The following is a 15,569-nucleotide window of genomic DNA, read 5'->3' on the forward strand; positions in this document are numbered from 1 at the left end:
ACCGCAGGCCGTTAGAGGTCGCGCGGAACCGTGATGATCGCGGTTCGGCTCACGGAGATTTTGTCGTCCACCGTGATCTCTATAGGCCGCGTGCAGCCGATCTGGTAGCCATGCGGTGTGATGGCCTTCGGGGTGTCGTCGGTGGTCAGGCGGTCACACTTCGCGCTGACCTGCTTGAAAGCGGCGCTCGCCTCGCCGCGGCGGGCGCCGTCCGGCCATACCTCCCGGACGGCCAGCTTGAACGCCTCGTCCATGTACCGCGCGGTGCGCCTTCGGGCCACCTTGCTGTTCGCTCCGGTGGCTCCCGCCGCGACCGTAATCGAGCGCAGTGGCCGTTTAGGCGCTTCGCGCTGGGTCTCCATATCGACGTCGAGCGTGATCAGTTCGCCGTTAGCGGTGAACATCCGCCCGCATTCGACGTCGCGAGACACCTCGAAACCTCGGTCGTCGGTCTCACCGCGCCGAAAACACCGCCATCCCTGGCGTGCCTCGATGGCCTCGCTGAGCCCGCGCGCGGTGATCTCGGGCGGGAAGCACCGCCACAAGTCGGGCCGGTCTGGGTAGCACGGTCGCGGCCCGCCTGGTAGCAGCGGTTGGGTCGTCGTGCTCGTGGTTGCCGTGGGGAACGAGACGTCGGCGGTAGGTTGCGCCGGCGTGGGGTCATCGTCGTTCGATGCGGACACCGCGAACGCCGCGACACCCACACCCGCGGCGACTATCACGACGCCCGCGACGATCAAGACAACGAGCCATCGCTTGTTCGAGCGTGGTGGGGTAGGCGGCGGGGGCGGCATGGCATGGTGCCAACCACCCCACGGATTGTGCGTCATCGACTTCCGGCCCTCCCCACACCGCCGGAGATCAGCGAGCCCTGCGGGCCAGTCGCTCCGGGTCGAGGATGAGCACGCTCTTGCCCTCCAGTCGCAGCCAGCCGCGCTGGGCGAAGTCGGCGAGTGCCTTGTTCACCGTCTCGCGGGACGCACCCACGTACTGCGCGATCTCTTCCTGCGTGAGGTCGTGGGTGACCCGCAGTAGGCCTGCCTCCTGGCTGCCGAAGCGCTGCGCGAGTTGCAGCAGCGCCTTGGCGACGCGGCCAGGCACGTCGGTGAAGATCAGCTCGGCGACCATGTTGTTGGTGCGGCGCAGCCTACGCGCGACCACTCTGAGCAGCTGCTCGGAGATCTCCGGGCGGGTCGAGATCCACTGGCGCAGGGCGGCCCTGTCCATGATCACGGCGCGCACCTCGGTCACGGTGACGGCGCTCGATGTCCTCGGGCCTGGGTCGAAAATGGACAGCTCGCCGAACATGTCGGAGGGCCCGAAGATGCCGAGCAGGTTCTCCCTGCCATCCGGGGACTTGCGTCCGATCTTCACCTTGCCTGACTGGATGATGTAGAGCTTGTCGCCTGGCTCGCCTTCGTTGAAGATCACGTGCCCCCTGGGGAACTCCACGCTCTCCAAGGTCTGCACGAGTGCCTCAGCCGCGGCTGGTTCTACGCCCTGGAAGATGCCCGCGCGGGCAAGGACCTCGTCCACCTGTGCCTCCTGTCGCACGCGACCGTGTTCTCCGCCGTCTCTCGCGGGCACGTGTCGCTGGTCACTGTGCCTCAATGTACCGCCCGGGCTACTCTATGTCGGCACAGCCTGTCTTGCCCGGTTGTCGTGCTGTTCCGACCTGACGACGGGCTTGGTGAGCCCACCGCGAGGCCGTCAGCGAGTAGCCCGGCCTGTGTGGTGCAGTCTAGGGCGTACTCGCGGAATGCCCTGGCAGCCAGCGTCGGCGCGGTCTCGATCGAACCCACACGTGTGAGTGCCCGATTCGTGACCGCGCGGCGACGCGACCCGCCAAGTAGGCGATCTTAGACGTCGGTCACGCGGCGTTGCCACCCGGTCCGGTAGCTGGGGTAGCTCGTTACTGTGCGCTCTCGGGCCTGCGCGTACGGAGTTTGTTCGCCTTACCGCTGACCCTGCGTAGGCGGAACAGCTCGAGAGCTCGTCCGATGCCCTGACCGTAGAGCGCGCCCACCTCGTTGGGGTGTGCCTTCTCCAGGAACTCCTCGACGTCTTCCTCTTTGACGGTCACGTTCCGAAGCCTGCTCTCCACGCGCTCCATGAACAGCGCGAACACGAGTACGACCAGGGGAACAGCGACTACGAACCAGACCGTCATAAGGTCAATCCTCGCTTACGTCTCGACGATCGTTCAGGTGCTTGACCCGGATCGGCGTGTTCTTGTGATGTTGCCGTGACGCCAGCGTCGCCCCGAATCCGCTGCCCACTAGCGGATGAACTCGCGTCTGGCCGTAGGCTAGCCGTGTGCCTTCCGTAGCCAACATGGGCCCCGCCAACAGTGGCCGACGTCGCAGGAAGTTCACCGACGAGAGCAGGCTGGCACTCATCCGGCGTGCGCGTCGTATCTACCGCAAGCTCGGCGAGGCTTTTCCGGACGCCCACTGCGAGCTCAACTACAACACGCCCCTTGACCTGATCGTGGCGGTGATCCTGTCCGCCCAGTGCACCGATGAACGGGTGAACAAGGTCACTCCCGCGCTGTTCGCGCGGTACCCGACCGCGGCGGATTACGCGGGGGCCGATCGGGAGGAGCTGGAGAGCTACATTCGCTCGACCGGCTTCTATCGCAACAAGGCGACGTCGATCATGGGATTGGGCGCCGCGATCGTCGATAAGTTCGGCGGCGAACTGCCCGACAACCTCGCTGACCTGGTCACGCTGCCCGGTGTGGGGCGTAAGACCGCCAACGTCGTGCTTGGCGAGGCGTTCGGCGTGCCGGGCATCACCGTGGACACCCACTTCGCCAGGTTGGTGCGGCGCTGGTGGTGGACCGATCTGGACGATCCGGTGAAGATCGAGCACGCCGTCGGCGAACTGATCCCGCGCGAGGACTGGACGCTGCTGTCCCATCGGGTGATCTTTCACGGCAGGCGGGTTTGTCACGCGCGCACGCCCGCCTGCGGTGCGTGTCTGCTCGCGCGGGAGTGCCCGTCCTACGGCACCGGTCCGACCGACTTCGACACGGCGGCGCGGCTGGTCAAGGGGCCAGAGCGCGAGCATCTCCTCGAACTCGCCGCTGGCGCGGGCCAGGTGGCGCCGTGAGCGGAATCACGCGTTGGACGCTCGTGCTCGGAGTGCTGGTGCTGGCTGGCATCGTCGCCGTGCTGCCGACGCTACGAGACGAGAACTCCGCCGCGCCTGGTGCTTCCGGTGGGTCGAACACCGACAGCGGCGCGTTGGCCGCGGCACGCCAGGACGCGCGGCTACCGGATTGCCCCGGCGCCCCGGGCGCGTCGGACGGGGCGGGCCGTTCGCGCACGTCCGGTCCCGGCAGTGGTCCCGCCGTCGTGCCGCGGCTACGCGACGTCGAGGCCCGGTGCCTCGCGGATGGCGAGCGGATCGACGTCGGCGCCGCCCTGGCGGGCAGGACGACGCTGGTCAATCTGTGGGCGACCTGGTGTGGGCCGTGCCGGGATGAGCTGCCGGTCCTCGACGCCTACGCCTCTTCCGACGAGGCCGTTGGCGTGTTGGCCGTCCAGGTGGACAGCGGTGAGCTCGAAGGTCTTGAACTGCTCGCCGAGCTAGGCGTCCGATTGCCCGCCGTGCACGACGGCGAAGGTAGAGGACCGATCCGCTCCGCGCTGCGTGCACCGCAGGCGCTACCCGCGTCCTACGTGATCACCAGTGATGGTCAGATCCGCTTGATCGAGAATCCCAGGGTGTTCTCGCGCGTTGAGCAGGTACGTAAGGCCGTTCGAGCCTACGGAGGAAGCTCGTGACCGAAACCGCGCCCGGTGCGCTCGTCGAACCTTCCGAGGTGCCGGCTTGGCTGCGCGGCCTCGTCGACATCGCGGGTGACCTCGACTACCGCACGTTCACCCGGTTCTCGCCGCCAAGCGACGTCGACGTCCGCGACGCGGCGGTGCTCGTGCTCTTCGGCGAGAGCGCCGCCAACGGTGCGGGACCTGATCCTGACGTGCTGCTGCTGCGCAGGGCGGATGACATGCCGTCGCACCCGGGTCAGGTTGCCTTCCCAGGCGGTGGCGCCGATGAGGGCGACACCGGTCCTGTCGACACCGCCCTGCGGGAAGCCGTTGAGGAGACCGGGCTCGAGCCGGACGGCGTCCTGCCCGTCGCGCTGTTGCCGCAGCTCTTCGTCCCGGTGTCTGGCTTCGCCGTGACACCGGTACTCGCACACTGGGAGCGACCGAGCGCGGTGCGCGCCGTCGATCCTGGAGAGACATCCGCCGTGGCTCGTGTCAGGCTCGCTGATCTTGCCAATCCCGCCAATCGATTCGTCGTCCGAAGGGATGAAGGTGGCTGGCAGGGGCCCGCATTCGTCGTTGACGGGCTCTTCGTGTGGGGCTTCACCGCTGGCCTGCTGAGTGTGCTGCTCTCGCTCGGCGGGTGGGAGGAAGAGTGGGACACCACCGACGTCCGGCCGCTGCGGCGTGCGCTCGCCGAACATGGTGAGCGCCTGTGATCAGGTGTGACATGAAGTCCGGGAGCCCGCGTCACGACCGCGCGGGCGGGCTACTACGGTTGCCAGGCCGGAAGTCCACGAGGGAGTGATCGTGAACTGGGTCGACGTCATCGTCCTGCTCGTGGCGCTGCTGGCTGCCATTTCCGGTGCACGGCAAGGCGTCATCGTCGCGCTGCCCGCATTCCTTGGCGTGCTGTCAGGGGCAATCATCGGAATCCGTTTCGCCGCGCCCATGGTCGTGGACATGTTCCAGAACCCGGCCGCGAAAGTGGCGCTCGCGTTCGCGACCGTGGTGTTCCTTGTCGCGCTTGGTGAGACGTTCGGGGTATGGGTCGGCAGAACCCTCAAGGAACGCCTCGGTGCCAACGGGCCCTCCGTGCTGGAGAACGGGCTTGGCGCGCTGGTGCAGGGCTTGGCGGCGTTCGCGATCGCATGGCTCGTCGGATTCTCCATGACCAGCGTCTCCGGCCTGCCGGGGCTCGCGGCGGCGATCAACAATTCCAAGGTGCTCGCCACGGTCAACGACACCATGCCGGACCAGGCGCATGCCTTGCCGAATGACCTGCGGCGGCTGCTCGACGTCTCTGGTCTGCCTCGAATCCTTCCGCCATTCGCCGAGTCACCCAACCGAAACGTGCAGCCGCCGGACACCGCGCTGCAGAATTCGGCCGTGGTGCAGCGGATCAGGCCGAGCGTGCTGAAGATTCGCGGCGAGGCACCGTCCTGCGCCCGCAGGCTGGAAGGCAGCGGATTCGTTATCGCACCGCAGCGGGTCATGACCAACGCGCACGTCGTCGCGGGTACCAACCAGGTGCGGGTGGAGTCCAACGGCTCGTTGCTCAACGCGACGGTGGTGTACTTCGACCCGGACACGGACGTCGCGGTACTGAACGTGCCCGCGTTGAACGCCCCGGTGCTCGATTTCCAGTCCGATCTTGCCGACAGCGGAGACAGCGCGATCGTCGTCGGTTACCCGCTCGACGGCCCTTACACCGCGACACCTGCCAGGGTGCGGCAGCGGATCACCCTACGCGGACCGGACATCTACGAGTCGAAGACCGTGCGCAGGGACGTCTACACGGTGCGGGGTCAGATCCGTAGTGGCAACTCCGGCGGCCCGATGGTCGCTCCCGACGGCGATGTCCTCGGTGTCGTCTTCGGCGCGTCAGTGCAGGACCCGGACACCGGCTTCACTCTGACGGCGGAAGAGGTCGCTCCCGAGGTTCAGCAGGCGCCTGGCATGACGCAACCTGTCGGCACCGGCCGCTGCACGTCCTAGCTCGCGCCCCGCCGCGATCTGGCGCACCGTGTCCCCACTCCCGACGCTGTGTCCGACACTCCCGACGCTGTGTCCGACGCTCCCGACGTTGTGTCCGACGCTCAGGACGTTGTGTACGGCGGTTCGGTCAGTGCGCGTCGAGCCAGTCACGCAGAAGCACCGCCGTGCGGTCGGGCGCCTCAAGGTGCGGGTAATGTCCGACATCGGAGAGCATCTCGAAACGCGATCCCGTACCGGCCCAGCGGTTGCTATCACGTGCGGTGTCGATAAGTACGCAGCCGTCGTCCTTGCCGTGTATCTGTAGGACAGGAGACGGACATGGCCGTCGCATCGCGCGGGCGAACCGCCTGCCGTCCCCACGAAACAGTGAACGGAAGGCCCACCGGTAGTACTCGAGCGAGCAATGCGCCACGCCAGGGATGCACATGGCGTCGCGCAGCGTCGCCGCAGTGGGGGCGAAATCCGGGCTCATGTGCCAGCGTGGTCCTGACCAGGCACGCAGATATCGCTCGACCTGTGCGGCGTTATCCGCGAGTAGTCGCCGTTCGGCCGCGATCGGAATCTGGAACCGGTAGATGTGGCTGGTCGCACGGCGTTGTCGCTCGTTCACTAAACACCTACGCAGCGCCGGACGTAACGCCAGCGGATGAGATGTGCCGACGACGCTCACTGTGTTGACGACGCGGGGATGCAGTGTCGCCGCTGTCCACGCGATCGCACCGCCCCAGCCATGCCCGACTAGATGGGCCCGGCGCCCTCCGAGCGCCCTCACGAGACCGGCGACGTCCCCGGCGAGGGTCCACGCATCGTAGCCGCGCGGGGGTTTATCGGAGTCACCGTAGCCGCGCATGTCGGTAGCGACGACACGATAGCCAGCATTAGCGAGAAACGTCAGGTGTTCACGCCAGACCCACCAGCACTGGGCGAAGCCGTGCAGCAGCACAACGAGTGGGCCGTCGCCCGCTTCGGCGACGTGCAGCGCGATCCCGTTGGCGGAGACGTCGCGATGCGTCCACGGCCCTTGGTACCGGACGCTGGACGGGTCGGGTGCGCGGGACACGCCATTAGCCGCGACTTGGGCCACCTTGGTGCGCGTCGGCCTCCTCATCGGACTTCTTTCGTGCGAATACCGCCGAGGTCTTCTTCACGCTTTCGATGGTCTCCTCTGGCGCGTGGATCTTGCGCACCTTGCGCCAGCCGAGCAGTCCACTTACGACGGCGACCGCCAGCATCAGGCCGAACACGATGAGGAAGGCGGCCCACCGCCATAGCCATACGGAAAGCAGCTCGCCGAGGAAGAAAAAGAAGAAGAACGAGCTGTAGAGGGCGACGACAAGCGCGATGATGAAGTAGACGCTGCCTTTGACGCCCTTCTTGACCTCGCCGATGACCTCGGACTTCGCGAGCTCGATCTCCGCCCTGACCAATGCGGACATCCGTGTCGACGTATCACGCACGAGCGTGCCGATCGACGGTTCGCCCGCGCCGTTGCCCGCAAGGGCCTTGTCATCGTCGGTCAGCGGTAGGTAGTCCACCGCCCCGCTGGCGTCGTTGAACTGCTCCTCGTGCCGTGTCACGAGTGTCATCGTGCCATGGGGCAGGTGACTTGCAAGTGATGAGGTCGGGCGATTCGCGTGCGAGTTCGGGCACGCGGTCGCTTTACGCCTCCTGCGCGTTGTTGTATTGCGCGTGCGCCTTGCTGCGTTTGCTGAGTAGCGCCGCCGCGAGTAGGGAGGCGGTCGCTGACGCGATCAGCACCGCGGACTTGGCCGGTTCTCGCGCCTCCTCGGGCAGGCCGAGGTCCGCGATCAGCAGACTGACGGTGAAACCAACCGCGCCGAGCATCGCCAGCGCGGTGATGTCCCGCCAGTTCGTCCGGTTCGGCAGTCTTCCGATACCGGTTCGCACCGCGATAGCACTCGCGCCGACGATGCCGATCAGCTTGCCGCCGATGAGCCCCGCCATGACCGCCAGCGGGATCGGCGAGGTGAATACGGTCGTCATCGCCTCGGCGTTGATCGGAACGCCCGCCGCGAACAGCGCGAAGACCGGAACGGCGATCAGTGCCGAGTACGGCTGCAAGCGGTGTTCCAGCCGGATGGCAGGAGCCTCCTCCTCGCCAGGATCGGGGCGCACCCTGGTCAGCAGCCCGAGCACGACACCGGCGATAGTGGCGTGGATGCCTGTGGTGTGTATCGCGACCCAAACCACGACCGCGAGCGGCACATACAGCCAGGAGGTCCGGACCCGCTTTTTCTGCAGGAACCAGTACACCGCGAGTGCGACCAGTGCCACGGCACCAGCCACGAGGTCGAAGCCCGACGTGAACAGCACCGCGATGACGATGATCGCGCCGAGGTCGTCGACGACGGCCAACGACAACAGGAAGACCCTCGCGCTGCTGGGCAGGTGACGGGCAGTCAGGGCGAGCACGCCGAGGGCGAACGCGATGTCGGTGGCCATCGGGATGGCCCATGCGCGCTCGAAGCCTGGCTCACCCCACGAGATCGTCAGCGCGATGAGCGCGGGTGCGACCATGCCGCCGATCGCGGCCACGATCGGCAACGCAGCGGCCTTGATGTTCGACAACTCGCCGACAACGAGTTCTCGTTTCAGCTCGAGGCCGACGACGAAGAAGAACAGCGCGAGCAGGCCGTCCTTCGCCCACGTCCCCACACTAAGGTCCAGATGGAGGAAGTGCGGTCCGATCTCGGTGTCTCGGAGAGCGACGTAGGCATCACCGAAGGCCGAGTTCGCCCAGATCAGCGCGATGGCGGTACCGATGAGCAGCACGATGCCGCCGGTGGTCTCGGTACGCAGGTAGCGGGCGAACTCAGCTTTGGGGTGGGTCTGGCGGCGGGCCACACACGCTCCATAGGTCGTAGGGACATGAGTGTCTTACTCGCCGACCAGACTTCCCGGCACTCCTTCGGTGATCCTAACCGCGACGTCCACTCGCGGCTGTCTTATGTGTGATTGCTCAACCCGCTTGACGGGCTTTGTGTGACTACTCGTCGCCTTTGCCGCTCTTGAGGCCCGCCGAAATCTGGTCCATCACGGTGGTGTCCGCCAGCGTGGTGACGTCGCCGACCTCGCGGTTCTCGGCGATGTCGCGCAGCAGCCGACGCATGATCTTTCCGGAACGGGTTTTCGGCAGCTCCGGCACGACCATGATCTGACGCGGTTTGGCGATGGGGCCGATCTCGCTCGCGACGTGGTTACGCAGCTCGGTGATGGCCTTCTCGCCACTAGCATCGTCGTCGGCACCGCCGCGCAGGATGACGAAGGCGACGATGCCCTGCCCCGTCGTGGGGTCGGACGCGCCGACGACGGCGGCTTCGGCGACATTGTGGTGCGACACCAACGCGGACTCCACCTCGGTCGTGGAGATGCGGTGACCCGAGACGTTCATGACGTCATCGACCCTGCCGAGTAGCCAGATATCGCCATCGTCGTCGTACTTCGCACCGTCGCCAGCGAAGTAGAAGCCCTGGTCGGCGAACCGCGACCAGTAGGTGTCCTTGTAACGCTGATCGTCGCCCCAGATGCCGCGCAGCATGCCCGGCCAAGGTTTGTCCAGCACCAGGTAACCGCCACCGCCGCGGCCGACCTCGACGCCCTGGTCGTCGACCACCTTCGCGGAGATGCCGGGCAGGGGCCGTTGGGCCGAGCCGGGCTTGGTCGCGGTGACTCCGGGCAGCGGTGAGATCATGATGCCGCCGGTTTCGGTCTGCCACCAGGTATCCACGATCGGGGCATTCCCGCCCCCGATGTGCTCGCGGTACCACATCCACGCCTCGGGGTTGATCGGCTCACCCACCGAGCCGAGCAGGCGCAGCGACGAAAGGTCGTACTTCGCGGGGATGTCCTCGCCCCACTTCATGAACGTACGAATGAGCGTGGGCGCGGTGTAGTACAGCGTGACGCCATAGCGCTGCACGATCTCCCAGTGCCGCCCCTCATGCGGGGTGTTGGGGGTGCCCTCGTAAACCACCTGGGTGGCGCGGTTGGCCAGCGGCCCGTAGACGATATACGAGTGCCCGGTTACCCAGCCGATGTCGGCGGTGCACCAGTAGACGTCCTCGCCGGGCTTGTGGTCGAACACGACGTGATGGGTGTAGGCCGCCTGAGTGAGGTAACCGCCCGAGGTGTGCAGGATGCCTTTCGGCTTCCCTGTGGTGCCCGAGGTGTAAAGGATAAACAGGGGGTGCTCGGAGTCGAACGCCTCCGGGGTGTGGCTGTCGGGTTGGGCGTCCATCAGCTCGTGCCACCAGATGTCGCGGCCGTCCGTCCACGGCGGGATTCCGGTCTCGTCGCCGGTCCGGCGCACCACGAGCACCTTCTCGACCGACTCCGCGCCCTCAAGAGCCTCGTCGACCTGCGATTTCGTCGCGGCCGCCTTGCCGCGCCGGTACTGCCCGTCCGAGGTGATGACGACCTTGGCCTCCGCGTCATCAACCCTCGTGCGCAGCGCCGACGGTGAAAAGCCGCCGAATACGACGCTGTGCAGCGCACCGATGCGGGCACACGCCAGCATCGCCACGATTGCCTCAGGGACCATCTGCAACTGGATCGCCACCCGGTCGCCCGCGCCGACACCTAGTGATGCCAGTCCGTGCGCCGCGCGGCTGACCTCTCGTTGGAGCTCGGCGTAGGTGATATCGCGGGTGTCGCCTGGCTCACCGACCCAATGGATGGCGATCTGGTCGCCGTGACCCGCCTCGACGTGCCGGTCGACACAGTTGTAGGCCACATTGAGCTTGCCGCCGACGAACCACTTCGCGAACGGCGCGTTCGACCAGTCGAGAACCTGGTCCCACCCGGTCTCCCAGTGGAGCCGCTCGGCCTGCTTCGCCCAGAACGCGTCGCGGTCGGCTTCGGCCTCCGCATAGGTGTCGGCGGTGGCGTTGGCACGCGCCGCGAAATCCTGGCTCGGCGCGAAGGTCCGCTCCTCGGTGAGCAGGTTGTCCAGAGTCGCCGACTGTCCGGATTCGGTCCGCTCTGCCATGCTGCGAAGCCTCCTGACTACTGTCTTCAGGGTCGGGTAACGGGGGTGTGATCTGTGACTACCGACGTTAGCGCCCGGGGACAACACTCGCACCAATCTTCCGGGCAGGACTCCGCGAACGGCTGGGATTGGCCCGCCAGTGGAACCATTCGTGGCCCAACGAGTAACGTCCGCGCTGTGACGGACCCGTTAGCACCCCTTCTCGACCTCCCCGGTGTCACCGAAGCCGTGCGCTCCGCGCGCGAGGCGGTTGACGCCGTACACCGGCATGCGGCGAACCGCACCGGGTGGCCCGCAACCGCCGCTGAGGCGTCGGTGCGTGCCGCGCGCGCGTCCGCGGGAATCGACGGCGCCGATCCCGAGATTCCCGAGGGCGGCGAGGTCGACGAACCGGTGCTGGCCGGGTCGCTCCGGGTCGCCGAGGCGCTTGGACCGCTGCTGCCCACCTGGGAGCGTGCGCCGTTGCAGGCGCTCGCCCGGTTGCATGTGCTCGCCGCCGCCGATCTGGTCTCCGACCCCGACGACTTGGGCAGGCCGCGGCCGGGTGACGACGTCGCCACACGATTGGAGCTGCTCGGCCAGCTAGTCACCGGAGCGACCAAAGCGCCGGGTCCCGTGCTCGCCGCCGTCATCCACGGCGAGCTGCTCGCACTCAAGGCGTTCCCGTCCGCCGACGGCGTGATCGCACGAGCTGCTGCTCGACTGACGATGATCTCCAGCGGGCTCGACCCGAAGGGCCTTTCGGTCCCGGAGGTCGCCTGCTACCGCAAGCTGAACCAGTACCGGACGGCCGCGGATGGCTTCGCGAGCGGGGAGACCGACGGCGTCAGGGAATGGCTGCTGTTCAGCTGCGAGGCCGTTGAGACGGGCGCGAAGGAAGCCGCTGGCATCGCCGACGCGGCCGTTGGCGAGTGACATGCCCATGCGCGGCAGGCGGCTGAGCGCGATCTTGCTCGCCATCATGGTCGCGGTGACGGTGGCGTGCTCGCCGCGGGCGACAAGGGGTGTGCCGACGGCTCCGACCGCGCCCACGTCACGCACGGCCATGCTCCAAGAGCAGGATCGGCCGCGCTCTTTCAGTGTTGTGGCGACGGGCGACATCCTGATCCACCCGCCGCTCACCGCGCAGGCCGACCGCGACGAAGGCGAGGTTGGCGACGGTCGCAGGGACTTTCGAGACCTGTTCGCCGGGATCCGGCCGGTGATCCAACGCGCCGATGTCGCGCTCTGCCATCTCGAGGTGCCGCTCGCCGCGCCAGGCGGACCGTTCAGCGGCTATCCGGCGTTCAACGCGCCACCCGAGTTGGCCGACGCGCTGGTCGACACCGGGTACGACGCTTGCTCGACAGCGTCGAACCACACTCTCGACCAGGGTGAGGAGGGCGTCAAGCGCACGCTGGACGCGATGGATGCCGCCGGGCTGCGGCACACCGGCTCGGCACGATCCGCGCGTGAGGCGGCCAAACCACTACTCATGGATGTCGGCGGCGTGACTGTCGGCCACGTTTCGTACAGCTACGGGTTCAACGGAATCCCGCTACCAGCGGGGAAGTCCTGGCTGGCGAACCAGCTGTCAGCTGAGCAGGTGATCGCGGAGGCGAAGCGAGCTCGTTCCGCCGGTGCCGATGTCGTCATCGCGAGCCTGCACTGGGGCGAGGAATACCGCCACGAGCCGAGTGCCGAGCAGACCACGCTGGCGCGTCGGCTGCTCGGCACGACGGCGATTGACCTTATCGTGGGGCACCATGCACACGTGGTTCAACCAATGGAACACATCAAGGGCAAGTGGGTCGCCTACGGGCTCGGCAACAGCGTGGCCAGGCATGAGGAACCTCGAGGCGTCAGCGAGGAAGGTATCGCCGCGCGGTTTCGCTTCACCCGCGGAGCGCAAGGCTGGCGGGTCGACAAGGCAGAATACGTTCCCACCCTGGTCGACCTCGGCCCGCCGATCCGGTTGCGGGACTTGACGGCGCCCAGTGCCGAGCCCGCGCCGAAGTCACTGCGGCGGATTGATCGGATCGTCCGCAGCAGGAACGGTGGCCAGCACGAGCTCAGCAGGCCACGTCGCTGATCACCGCGTTCACGACCCCCATTCGTGGGGTTTACGTCTACCGTCTGGCCGCACGCCCAGCCGGTGCGACATCGTCGCGTCGCGTGCCGGATCGACGGCCATCCGGGCGGTCGGCCCCATACGCTGTGCGACCCCGACGAACAGGCAATCCGTCACGGTGAGCGCGGTGATGCGGCTCGCGGTCCAACCGGTGCGAAAGGTCGTCTCGTGCGCCGCCGTGGTCAACGTGTAGTCCGCCACGGTGGCGATGGGTGAGCGCGGGAAGTTGGTGATCGCGATGGTGATCGCGCGTCGCTGCTTCGCGGCGCGCAGCGCTTCGATCGTGTCCGAGGTGGACCCGCTGTAGGAGATGCCAATCGCGACATCGCGTTCGGTGAGTACGGACGCGGAATTCAGCATCACATGGGTGTCCGACCATGCGAAGCTGACCTTTGATATGCGATGCAGCTTTTGCTGGAGGTCCGAGGCGACGAACGCGCTCGCGCCGACGCCGTATATGTCAACTCGCGGCGCCACTGTCACGGCGGTGACGGCATCGGCAAGGACGCCGATATCCAGCTGGGAGGCGGTGTCCTCCACGGCCCTGGCTTCGGCGAAGCTGATCTTGCTGACGATGGCGTCAAGATCGTCGTCCGCTCCGATCTCGTTGCCGAGTACCTTGCTACCGCGCGCCTGGGTGCGTGCCGTGTCCGCGGCGAGCGCTATCCGAAGCTGCGGATACCCGCCAACACCGACAGCCTTGCAAAATCGAGTCACCGTTGTCTCGCTGGTGTTCGCGGCGAGTGCGACTTCGGTGATGCTGCGGTTCGCGACCGCTGACGGGTCATCGAGCACCACTTTGGCGACGCGTTGTTCGGCTCGCGCGAGTCCCGGCAGCAGCGAGCGGATGCGTACCAGGGGGCCTGGATCGTTGTCCGCCGCGAGTTCGATGACCGGCGTAGCGCCGTCGGATTCGCTGTCGTCAGCGGCGGAAAGATCACCCACAGAGGTTGGAATCGACAACTACGCCCACGCCCTTCTGTCACGTCGCGATCCACGGCTGGTGTGGCCTGGAAGACACACGTCTAGTGATGGGCGATGAGCACGAACGTGTCAATTCGCCCATACCGTGAATGTTTGTCCGTTGAGGACGTCGCTTGCGGGCGCAATACCGTTAACGGCCATCGTTAACAAGTTGACAACAGGACGCGATTCCTGTTCATGTTAGGTGACGGTGGGTCGATGTGATTGGCGACGTACGCATGCAATGGCGGCGGCCCGTCGACACGAATGTCGGCGGGCCGCCGCCTGCTCGCGCGGGCAGTCGGGTTACCAAGCGTGCAACTCGTGTCGTACCTTGTGGACTAGGCGTCCGGCGTCCCGGTACGCAATCCCGTTGACGACAAGCCTCCCGCGGCGTGCTGCGCGTGGGTGCCCGGTGTCCGCGCACGGAGACCTATCGGGGTGGACCAGCCTTATCTCCGACTGCTCCCGGGCCGATCAGGTGTCCGCACCTCTCTTTCTACTCAGTGATGACGGCCACTTCAAGAGAGCGAACGGGTGCACCGGTCAAGAGGGCGTTCGGTAGTGACTTCAGCGCGTCCACCGACTAAGATTCCTTTTCTGCGCGCGACGAAACCGCTGTTCAGCGCCCCTTCCGTCACTTAATCACCAGCAGTCGCTCGGCCGTGTACTAGCGCTCTTGGCGACGTCTGTTCTTCACCCCGTACCAGGTCACCCCAGCCACCGCGAGCGCTCCCACACCCATGCCGAGTGCGACGGCGGTCGCCGTCGGATGGGGGATCTTCGTGCGCAGCGATACTGGCCGGGAGAAGGTCAGCACCGGCCAGCCACGCTCCTGCGCGATCTTGCGTAGCTGCTTGTCCGGATTGACCGCGCACGGCCTGCCGACGGCCTCCAGCAGGGGCAAGTCGGTGCTGGAATCCGAGTAGGCCAAGCAGCGGCCAAGGTCGTAACCGCGTTCCGACGCGAGCCGCCGTGCGGCTCGTGCCTTCTCCTCGCCGAAACAGTAGAACTCGACCTCGCCGGAGTACCGCCCATCGACGACCTCCATCCGTGTCGAGACGCTGAGATCGGCGCCAAGCATCTCCGCGACCGGCTCGACCACTTCTTCGCCCGTCGCGGAAAGCACGATCACGTCATCGCCCTCAGCCTTGTGCGCCGCGATCAGCTCGGCGGCCTCCGCGTAGATGAGCGGATCGACGACATCGTGCAGCGTTTCATTGACGATGGCGCTGACCTGAGCGACGTCCCAACCAGCGCACAGCGCCGAGATCTGTGAGCGGAGCCGTTCCGTCTGTAGCTCGTCGGCACCGGCGAGCGAGAACATCAACTGCGCGTAGGCGCTCTTCAGCGCCGCTTTGCGATTGATGAGGCCTTGCTTGAACAACGGCTTGCTGAAGGCGAGCGCGCTGGATGAGGCAATGATCGTCTTGTCGAGGTCGAAGAACGCGGCGACGCCGGACCTGCCGCCGAGGTCGCCGTGATGTTCGCCTTCTGGCGCGTCGAACATGGCGCAAGCATAGAAGTACGGCGCACCCAGCCGCCGTTCATGTCGAGTTATCCACAAGGCTCGCCCGTTGTCCACAGCGAAGACAATCGGACATTTCGCCGTCCGGGCCGCCGTGGGTAACAGTGATGGCACAGCCGCGCCGCATCTCATCTCGGCAGCGAACCTGGTGCCGCGTTTCAGCTCAGTCCACGGTCAGTTAATGGA

General features: G+C 66.5%; 15 protein-coding genes. 6 read left to right on the forward strand and 9 right to left on the reverse strand.

Features of this window, described 5'->3' with window-relative positions; translation table 11 throughout:
• Positions 1-11: 11 nt before the first annotated feature.
• From ACFQGD_RS03145 to ACFQGD_RS03155, 3 genes are all read right to left on the reverse strand, one after another.
• Positions 12-830: a hypothetical protein gene (locus tag ACFQGD_RS03145; protein ID WP_345407135.1), complete on the reverse strand. Its 819-nt coding sequence runs from the start codon at positions 828-830 to the stop codon at positions 12-14.
• 31 nt (positions 831-861) lie between these two features.
• Entirely contained in the window at positions 862-1,536 is a 675-nt protein-coding gene (locus tag ACFQGD_RS03150; protein WP_034268500.1) for a Crp/Fnr family transcriptional regulator, read from the reverse strand.
• A 376-nt stretch (positions 1,537-1,912) separates the two neighbouring features.
• Entirely contained in the window at positions 1,913-2,170 is a 258-nt protein-coding gene (locus ACFQGD_RS03155; protein ID WP_345407142.1) for a hypothetical protein, read from the reverse strand.
• Positions 2,171-2,334: 164 nt separating this feature from the next.
• Between ACFQGD_RS03155 and nth the strand changes: the two genes are divergently transcribed.
• From nth to ACFQGD_RS03175, 4 genes are all read left to right on the forward strand, one after another.
• Positions 2,335-3,114, forward strand: coding sequence for an endonuclease III (gene nth, locus ACFQGD_RS03160; protein ID WP_345407564.1), 780 nt, complete (start codon positions 2,335-2,337; stop codon positions 3,112-3,114).
• Positions 3,111-3,791 (forward strand): TlpA family protein disulfide reductase, encoded by a 681-nt coding sequence (locus ACFQGD_RS03165; RefSeq protein ID WP_345407145.1) that lies wholly within the window; start codon positions 3,111-3,113, stop codon positions 3,789-3,791. The genes nth and ACFQGD_RS03165 overlap by 4 nt, the downstream gene beginning before the upstream one ends.
• Complete coding sequence (locus ACFQGD_RS03170) at positions 3,788-4,495, forward strand: NUDIX hydrolase (RefSeq protein WP_345407148.1); 708 nt, start codon at positions 3,788-3,790, stop codon at positions 4,493-4,495. The genes ACFQGD_RS03165 and ACFQGD_RS03170 overlap by 4 nt, the downstream gene beginning before the upstream one ends.
• A 91-nt stretch (positions 4,496-4,586) precedes the next feature.
• Positions 4,587-5,774 (forward strand): MarP family serine protease, encoded by a 1,188-nt coding sequence (locus ACFQGD_RS03175; RefSeq protein ID WP_345407151.1) that lies wholly within the window; start codon positions 4,587-4,589, stop codon positions 5,772-5,774.
• A 127-nt stretch (positions 5,775-5,901) separates the two neighbouring features.
• Here the strand turns inward: ACFQGD_RS03175 and ACFQGD_RS03180 are convergent, their stop codons facing one another.
• From ACFQGD_RS03180 to acs, 4 genes are all read right to left on the reverse strand, one after another.
• Positions 5,902-6,882, reverse strand: coding sequence for an alpha/beta fold hydrolase (locus ACFQGD_RS03180; protein ID WP_345407154.1), 981 nt, complete (start codon positions 6,880-6,882; stop codon positions 5,902-5,904).
• The gene (locus ACFQGD_RS03185; protein WP_345407157.1) at positions 6,839-7,360 is read right to left on the reverse strand and encodes a phage holin family protein; all 522 of its coding nucleotides are present in this window, start codon (positions 7,358-7,360) and stop codon (positions 6,839-6,841) included. Before ACFQGD_RS03185 ends, ACFQGD_RS03180 begins: the two co-directional genes overlap by 44 nt.
• 73 nt (positions 7,361-7,433) lie before the next feature.
• Complete coding sequence (gene nhaA / locus ACFQGD_RS03190; RefSeq protein WP_345407160.1) at positions 7,434-8,639, reverse strand: Na+/H+ antiporter NhaA; 1,206 nt, start codon at positions 8,637-8,639, stop codon at positions 7,434-7,436.
• Positions 8,640-8,781: 142 nt separating this feature from the next.
• Positions 8,782-10,782 carry an acetate--CoA ligase gene (gene acs / locus ACFQGD_RS03195; RefSeq protein ID WP_345407163.1) on the reverse strand — a complete coding sequence of 667 codons (2,001 nt, stop codon included), beginning with the start codon at positions 10,780-10,782 and terminating at the stop codon, positions 8,782-8,784.
• A 177-nt stretch (positions 10,783-10,959) separates the two neighbouring features.
• On the opposite strand from acs, the gene ACFQGD_RS03200 reads away from it, so the two are divergent.
• Together ACFQGD_RS03200 and ACFQGD_RS03205 are read left to right on the forward strand one after the other, a co-directional pair.
• Positions 10,960-11,697, forward strand: a complete 738-nt coding sequence (locus ACFQGD_RS03200; RefSeq protein WP_345407166.1) for a Fic family protein — start codon at positions 10,960-10,962, stop codon at positions 11,695-11,697.
• 7 nt (positions 11,698-11,704) lie between these two features.
• Positions 11,705-12,853 (forward strand): CapA family protein, encoded by a 1,149-nt coding sequence (locus ACFQGD_RS03205; protein ID WP_345407169.1) that lies wholly within the window; start codon positions 11,705-11,707, stop codon positions 12,851-12,853.
• Between the two features lie 9 nt (positions 12,854-12,862).
• On the opposite strand, the gene ACFQGD_RS03210 is transcribed toward ACFQGD_RS03205, so the two are convergent.
• On the reverse strand, positions 12,863-13,783 hold the full coding sequence (locus tag ACFQGD_RS03210; protein ID WP_345407567.1) for a MurR/RpiR family transcriptional regulator: 921 nt from the start codon (positions 13,781-13,783) through the stop codon (positions 12,863-12,865).
• A gap of 742 nt (positions 13,784-14,525) precedes the next feature.
• Positions 14,526-15,365 (reverse strand): HAD family hydrolase, encoded by an 840-nt coding sequence (locus ACFQGD_RS03215; protein ID WP_345407172.1) that lies wholly within the window; start codon positions 15,363-15,365, stop codon positions 14,526-14,528.
• Between the last annotated feature and the right edge of the window lie 204 nt (positions 15,366-15,569).

This window comes from Haloechinothrix salitolerans (assembly GCF_042662605.1).
Taxonomy (GTDB): domain Bacteria; phylum Actinomycetota; class Actinomycetes; order Mycobacteriales; family Pseudonocardiaceae; genus Haloechinothrix_A; species Haloechinothrix_A salitolerans.

What these genes read in the sequence shown, in the direction of transcription:
- ACFQGD_RS03145 (WP_345407135.1), bottom strand. Translation starts at nt 830, where the DNA reads ATGACGCACAATCCGTGGGGTGGTTGGCACCATGCCATGCCGCCCCCG.
- ACFQGD_RS03155 (WP_345407142.1), bottom strand. Translation starts at nt 2,170, where the DNA reads ATGACGGTCTGGTTCGTAGTCGCTGTTCCCCTGGTCGTACTCGTGTTC.
- nth (WP_345407564.1), top strand. Translation starts at nt 2,335, where the DNA reads ATGGGCCCCGCCAACAGTGGCCGACGTCGCAGGAAGTTCACCGACGAG.
- ACFQGD_RS03180 (WP_345407154.1), bottom strand. Translation starts at nt 6,882, where the DNA reads ATGAGGAGGCCGACGCGCACCAAGGTGGCCCAAGTCGCGGCTAATGGC.
- ACFQGD_RS03185 (WP_345407157.1), bottom strand. Translation starts at nt 7,360, where the DNA reads ATGACACTCGTGACACGGCACGAGGAGCAGTTCAACGACGCCAGCGGG.
- acs (WP_345407163.1), bottom strand. Translation starts at nt 10,782, where the DNA reads ATGGCAGAGCGGACCGAATCCGGACAGTCGGCGACTCTGGACAACCTG.
- ACFQGD_RS03205 (WP_345407169.1), top strand. Translation starts at nt 11,705, where the DNA reads ATGCGCGGCAGGCGGCTGAGCGCGATCTTGCTCGCCATCATGGTCGCG.
- ACFQGD_RS03215 (WP_345407172.1), bottom strand. Translation starts at nt 15,365, where the DNA reads ATGTTCGACGCGCCAGAAGGCGAACATCACGGCGACCTCGGCGGCAGG.